General features: G+C 60.1%; 3 protein-coding genes. All 3 read left to right on the forward strand.

Going from position 1 to position 7,088, the window contains the following annotated elements:
- Nucleotides 1–34 precede the first annotated feature (34 nt).
- A complete protein-coding gene (locus E5W87_RS32450; protein WP_292407144.1) occupies nt 35–4,525 on the forward strand; it encodes a DUF4781 domain-containing protein in 4,491 nt (1,496 codons plus the stop codon).
- Nucleotides 4,526–4,620: 95 nt separating this feature from the next.
- Entirely contained in the window at nt 4,621–5,523 is a 903-nt protein-coding gene (locus E5W87_RS32455; RefSeq protein ID WP_292407146.1) for a MurR/RpiR family transcriptional regulator, read from the forward strand.
- A 1,456-nt stretch (nt 5,524–6,979) separates the two neighbouring features.
- A partial coding sequence (locus tag E5W87_RS32460; RefSeq protein WP_292407149.1) for a KTSC domain-containing protein occupies nt 6,980–7,088 on the forward strand: 109 nt, incomplete at its 3' end.

Consider the following 7,088-nt stretch of genomic DNA (forward strand, 5'->3'; position numbering starts at 1 on the left):
GGTAAGTGCGAAGGACAAGGCGTTCGATGCACAATTGAAAGAGCGGCAGATGTTGGCGTTCGCGGGCAACAGCCAGCCGCGCGTATCTCAAACAACGTCACGCCTCTCGTCAGGCTCGAACGGCTCCGGCAACGAAGCGCCAATAATGTCGGCGTTCCTCACCCAACGGCTTTTTGCCAACGCGAATGGAATGCAAACCGTTCCGGTCAAGCTCGACGGTCGGGTCGATCAGGAACAGGCCCAGGCGGACCGCGTCGTTGCGGATATTGTTCGTGGCAAAAGCATCGACCTGATCGCCAGGCAAACCCTACCGCACGTGAAGGACAGCCAGGCTGCCAGGGAGCAGATCCTCGACCAATTGCGCGCTGCTGGCCTACGGGTCGATGCGACAGAAAACAACATCGGGCGCACGACGGCAATTGCGGACCCGACGACCGGCAAGACCGTCACCGAAACTCACGACCTCGAGAAAGGCAATTATATCATTGAAGTGAAAAGCCGTGACGGCAACGTGGTTTCCTCCTCGCCGCTCAGAGATGGGCTCGGCCGCAAGCAGGCCAGCAGCCGCGACGAGAAAACCGGCGCGATAACGACGCGCTACGAAAACGATATAGGGGACGGAACGGTTGTCGAAAGGACCTCGAGACCGGACGACTCGGCTATCGAGAAGACTACGCACAAGGATGGGAAGACGGAAGCCTGGTTCATCTCGTCCACCGGCCACCGGACCAGATTGGCGGGAGAAAGAAGCGTCGCGGAACGGAATGCCGATCAGGTGAAAAAGGCGGTCTTCGAGGATGGCGCGACCATCGCACAGGTGGCGCGCAATCGACGCATGACCGAATCCGAGGTGATCGCCCTTCTGAAATCGGGCGGCGTGAGGATTGAGACCGCCGAGCCTACTTCCGACAACGGCGACACGAAACTGGTAAAGATCGTCGATCCCGCAACCAACAAGATGGTGATCGAAGGCTACGATTATCAACATGACGAGCCGTACAGACGGGTGATCGACGGGAACGACGTTTTCGACGTCAAAGTCCTTGACCCAAATACTGGCGATACCACGAGAATGAAAATGGTAGGCGCTGCGGGCTATGCCCAAAAACATGCCAACGATCAACATTCCACGGTCAATGGCTACGAATCCAGGATCCGACAGCTGGGTACCCTGATCCGGCAGGCGAGGAAGGAGGGCGAGCCCAGTGCGGGGTTGGACAAGGAGCGGACGCAACTAAGGGCTACGCTCGAAAAAGCGAAGGTGGATGAAGGTGTTGCACAAGGCAGAGCAACGTCCATCCTCGCTGCCACGCAGCAGGCTGAAACCGGCAAAATTGTCGGTGAGGCGTACGAGCGGCTTCAGAAGACCAAGCCTGGAACTGCGGCCCACGAGCGCGCCAAGGACATCTTGGAGGAAATCCTGGGTTTCGCGGACCGCGTCGACCGGAACGTGCACGCGGCCGACAAGAACCTCCGCCTGCTTGAAGCCGGACAAGATTGGCTGGAGAAGGAAACGGTCCGCGCGCAGGCACATGAGGATCTGCAGAAGGCCTTCCAACAGTTCAAGAAGAGCTGGCAATGGAATGGATTGGACGACGCGACAATCCGACAAAAAGAGCGCGCAGGCGAGCGGCCTTTTAACCCATACAGGAACGAGCAGGAGGAAAATGCCGCGATTTGGAAAAGCTTCCAGAAATCGCGGGAACTCGACTATTCATCGTACCAGCCGGTGTGGCGCGCATACGAACAGGCGAGCGACGCGGCCCTGCGTGCGCGCGTCGATTTGGGAAACGCTGCGATCGCCAAGACCGCGGCCGACCTCCACTTCCTGCAAGGCGAGACCATTCACCTTCGCAGTCTGGAGCAGGCTTGGGTCCAGGCGCATCCGAACCAGGATCCTGCCAAATCGCCTTTCCAGAAACTGCTGCAGGAGACGCAAGGTCGAACCGGAGCGGTCGCTGACCATCGCAAGAAGCTGGTGGACGACCCAAGTTTCAAACACGACAACAACCTTCTGCACCTGCCGGCGGAACAGCGCCATGACCCCGAAAAACTGAAGGAAGCCGAAGTCGGCTTCGTCAGAGAGGACCCCCAGGCAAACAGCGCGGAAATTCAGGCGCTCCAGGCCAAGGTAGGAGGTTCGATCACCGGGCGGGATTCGGCCAGGGTCCGCGCGATGATCAGGACCATGGTTCAGGGCATGGGCGAGGCCGGCCGGGAGGTGGACGTCAAAAAGGTCGAGACGCAGATCCTGAAAAGCCCTCAGATCAATGGCGACGACCCGGACAATGCCGGCGATCTCACGGTCCGGCCTATCGTCATGCGCTACGACGAACCCGGCGTCTCGATCACGACAGGTCTTTTCGAAGTGAAGAACCGTGACGGCGAAACTCACTACGTCGACATGACGGGCAAGGTGTTCGATAGCCGCGAGGACTTCCTAGACAACAACAACCAATTCAAGGAGGAGGGCATCCTGGTGATGCCGACCCGCCTGGACACCACTCGTCGCCCTGACGGCACCATTGCTTACGAGGCCGTCAAAGCGCAGTACGACTCGGCGTGGGAAAAATGGGGCGATCCCATCGTCGGCGTCGGAACCGCCGTCGCAACCATCGCTTCGTTCACTCCGGCGGCGCCCGTCGCCGCGCCGCTCGCCTACGCAGGGGGTGCCTATCTCGGCGGGCGGGCGCTCATCGGTCAAGTGAACCATCTTGAGCACGGCGGCTCGTGGGGCGACAAGGAATCGATGATGAACATGCTTTCGATCGCCACCACGGCGCTGCCGTTGGCAGCAGGCGGGGTGCGGACCGCCGGCCTCTTGGCTCGGACAGAATTGCCGGCCAGCCAGGCCGCGAAAGGCGGCTTCGGTGCAATTCGAACCAAAGATGCCTCCTTGGGCGTGGGCAAAGCTCGCGTGCATCTGCCGAAGACATCCTACGCGGACGATGTCGGACGACAACTGCAGAGCGGCGGCAAGCTGAACGCGGCCGCTCGCATGATGGATGGGGCGGCCGTCGTCGCCGGTGTTCCGCTGATACGCGAATCTGCCGAACAGCTGGCCGCGCATGGCGGTGAAATGTCCGGCCTCGAGCTGGCAAATTCCGTCGTCGGTCTGGGAACCGGCATCGCCGGAACGGGCCTTGGCGTGCGCGGCTTGCGGACGAGTAGGAGCCCGACAGCAGGCTCGGCGCAGAGGGAGACAAGTTCGCCCAATCAGCGACCGCAATATTCTGGACTGGAATCACCGCAGCGCGGCGGAACGATTGACCTTGCCATCAGGGGCGAGAAACACACTGTAAGAGTCCTCGGGCCACGCCCGCAGAATCCCGCCAGAGTCTACGTTCCACCGGAAATCGGCCTGCGGCCAACTGCCGACACGTTGTACAGCCAAGGCTACACGCATGAGCTTGTCATGCGGCAGGGTAGCGAACCAGGCATCGTTCCCATCGTGGGCGGCGGTTCACGCTTGCTTGGTCCGAAGATTGATGAGGCAGCATTTGAGCAGGCCAGAAACCGGGCCGCTGCGCTCCTGCCGGATCAAGCAGCGCTGACGGACCGGCTCGAGGCAGCGCGGGAGCAGGGATATCGCTTCGGTGTTTCTACAGGACGAGATCCGAAAACGGGAAGCCGCAACGGCATCGATCCTAAGAACAGGGTGATAACAATCGACCGCCGCTATGCTTCCGATCCAGTGAAATTCCTGCGTTCGTTGGGTACGCAGCTTTCGCGCGTGCCAGATTTGCCGTATTGGCCGGGTGGACGTCCCCCGAGCGAACTCGTGGGCGAGATCAAACACGGGAAATATACACGTTCCGGTCCCTCTGAAAGGGAGGTTTTGGTCCGCGGTGATACGCGTGCCCTTGACCACTTCAACGCGTTCGCGGAGCGTTTTAGGCCGCCTGGCACTTTCCAGGGTTCGAGGCTGACGGCGAGCGACGCACTCGATTTCTCACGAGGTACGTACACGGGGGAATTGGGGGGAGTCCCAGCGAGCGAGGTCCCTTGGGTCGCGCGACAGTTTGCGGGAGGCACGGCGACAAGGGACAAAGGCTCAGGCTATGTCTATGTTTTCAAAGATCCGACTCAAGGCTCGAGCCGTGACCTGAACGCGGAAACCGTAAGCTATAAAATCAATGATGTGGCCCATGACCTTGGCAAGAAAGTTTGGCTGACGTTTGAACACGAACACATGCTTTCGCAGATTCCGCCGGAATACATTATCGGGCGAAGGCCTGTTGAGAACGGCCGGTTCGTCGGCGAGTTCGAGTACAATCCGAATGCGGTCTGGCGAATTGATGTCGGAATTGATCCCGCAGGAGAAAAAATAGGCGTTCGAGTGGAGGAGGTGCGGGGGTCGCTTCCAGAGAGTCCCGACGCTGTATTCGTACCCGAGAAAGCCGGACACACAGACAGATTTGCTCGGGATGTGTCGGGCAAACCAAGATTCACGCACGAGCTCATTCGAGACCAAGTGACCAGGAAATATTTCATTCAGCCTATCGTGACGAAGGCTTCCGAATGACGCTTGGCAGTCAACTCAAGACCGGAAGGATTGGGGGAATCGATCGTTGTTACGGACGTGGCCCGGACGGCGCGTAAAACAGGAGGTCACTCGACATGAAAAAAGGCCCCTTGACCGATATGCTGGTGGAAGAGCTCGAGACGATGCCGCCGCAGCTTAAGGCTGCAGCTCGATTCGTGCTGGATCAGCCCAGCGACGTTGCACTGATGTCGATGCGCGAACAGGCCCGACGCGTCGGTGTTTCGCACACGACGATGGTCCGGCTCGCAACGTGGCTCGGGCTGGACAGTTACGAAGAATTGCGCGCTGCCTACGCAAAGGCGCTGCGTGCGCCGGAAAATGCCTCGGTCAGTTCAGACGATCGCGTCAGGGAATGGAAGCCGGCAAGAGGATGCTCCCCCGCCATCCGGGTTGCCAGCATGCTTGCCGCCCACACAGCCAGACTCGGCGATCCGGGCAGCGCAGAGCAGTTCCTGGCTGCGGCAGCGGTTCTCGCCGGTTCCCGGCGTCTTTTTTGTCTCGGCCTGCGTTCGGCCCACACGGTCGCCCGCCATTTCGCCTCCGTAGTGTCGCAGATGGATTATCACGCAATATTGCTCGATCCGACAACCGGAAGCGGGTTGGGGGCCATTCACCGAGCCGGGCCGGATGATGTCTTGCTGGCGCTCGGCTTTGCACCCTACAGCAGCGCAACAATTGAACTCGTGGAGATGGCATCGCGCCGAAGTGTCGCGATCGTGGCGATTACTGACAGCAGGGCATCGCCGCTGGCACGTTTAGCCCGCGAACGCATCATCGTCCCAACAAATTCGCAATCCTTCTTCCAGAGCATGGCGCCGGCCCTCTCCGCGGTCGAAATCCTGGCTGTGCTGATCGCGGAGCGAACGGGGAAAAATATCGAACAGCTGCGGCAGCAAGCGGAAGAACAACTCGCTGCGTTTGACGCTCGTCGCAAGCCCTTCCCGATCGATCGTCAGGGCAGATCGGTAGCTGCGTAAGGCGCCCGTTTCGAGGGCGGCGAAGAACTTTTGGGAACGGCCATGCCCGTAGCCGTAGCCGCAATCATATCTCGCTCTTCCGGCGGGCAAAGCATCAACTGAAGGGCATGGGCCTTGGCCAGACGCGCCAGTCGCCGACTGAAAAATTGCAAGATTGAACGTATACTAGACGAATTCCGCGATGGACCTGTTCCAGTGCACAAGCCCCGCCTTTTCTGCGCCAGCGCACCTAATCCTACTCCGGCTCCCGCGTCTTGCGCCCTCAAGAGCAATTCGTGCCGCTTTGGGAACTGCCGCACGGTAGCGCCCATAGTCGACCTTCATGAGTAACCCTTCCTCGCATATGCGAGCGATGTAGCAGCGGGGAACGCCGATATCGGTCAGGCCTTTTGTTCGGGCTTCGCCCTTCTCAAGGGCGAGCGAAACGGCACGTTCCCTCAATGTCGGGCTTCGGCCAGCCGGCGGGCCGGATCCGCTCGGCGCGATCCCGCTTCCGCGTCCTCGGCGAGGACTCTGACGTAGTTTTGAGGGGGATCGGCAACACATAGTTCGCAGTCTCGTTCAGCCCGGGGAGGCACTCGACGCCTTGGATCGCTATTGGGCGGATTCCTGGTCGCGAGCAAGGCTCCTAAAGTCAGTTGAGTCCCTTTGACGGGCCTACCCTGCGGTTCGCACCGTCAGCGAGAATGGCGCACTGAAGGCGCATAACAGGCACACAAAAAGGGCTCGCCGCTCCATTTGCGAAGCGACGGGCCCCATGAGTGCCGAGCATTGGGGTACCCGGCATTGCTGACCGTGCAATTGCGGTGCCAGACAGATCGGCCCATTGCGGGGCACCTTTGGCATCTCTGCCAGCGCGTTAGGACGTCCGAAGGGTAAGCTGACTGTCCTGGGAGTTAACACGCCGTGCCTGCGTTAGGCTTGCCGCTTCCTGCTGACGCCGGCGCTCGTTGGCTTCCTTCTTAAGCAAAAGCCTCCAAGCGTAGGCCTCAGGAAATTCGACGGGGTTGCCGAAGACCTGCTGTGATGCCACCCCTCGCGAGCTTGAACCGCTGCTCGCCTGGGCGACTTCGCCAGCATGATTGTAGACCGCCCGCCAAATCGAGGAATGGCGGGTGGTCCCTTATCAGCGCAGGAAGGGACTTAGCTGCGCAGATCTCTTTTCGTCCTTCGCCCCAAAGTCCGGTCAGTCCCTAGCTAAACGATTCCTAGCTAACGATTATTCCAATCGCCAGGAACGTGATCGAGACGGCGAACACCGGAGCACAAGGCATGCGGCTTTGAAAAGTTCCACGGAATTGCTGCCGGGCTGGTTTGCGCCCCGGTCGGCTCCTGGCGAGACTTCAGCACGCGCGCGACCCGCAGGAATGACGCGCGATCGTCCCCGTTTGGGGCGCCAACAGAAAGGAACGTGACGGGCTTCCGATCGTTGACGGCTTTTAATCGAGCGACCGTCATGCCGTCCACCTCGATACACAAAACGGAATACGACCCGGAGCGCAAAGTCCTCTCGGTGTGGTTCGTGGCTAGCGGTAAATGTTACCAGTTTGAGGACGTGCCGCCGG

This window comes from Mesorhizobium sp., assembly GCF_004962925.1.
GTDB lineage: Bacteria > Pseudomonadota > Alphaproteobacteria > Rhizobiales > Rhizobiaceae > Mesorhizobium.

What these genes read in the sequence shown, in the direction of transcription:
- E5W87_RS32455 (WP_292407146.1), top strand. Translation starts at nt 4,621, where the DNA reads ATGAAAAAAGGCCCCTTGACCGATATGCTGGTGGAAGAGCTCGAGACG.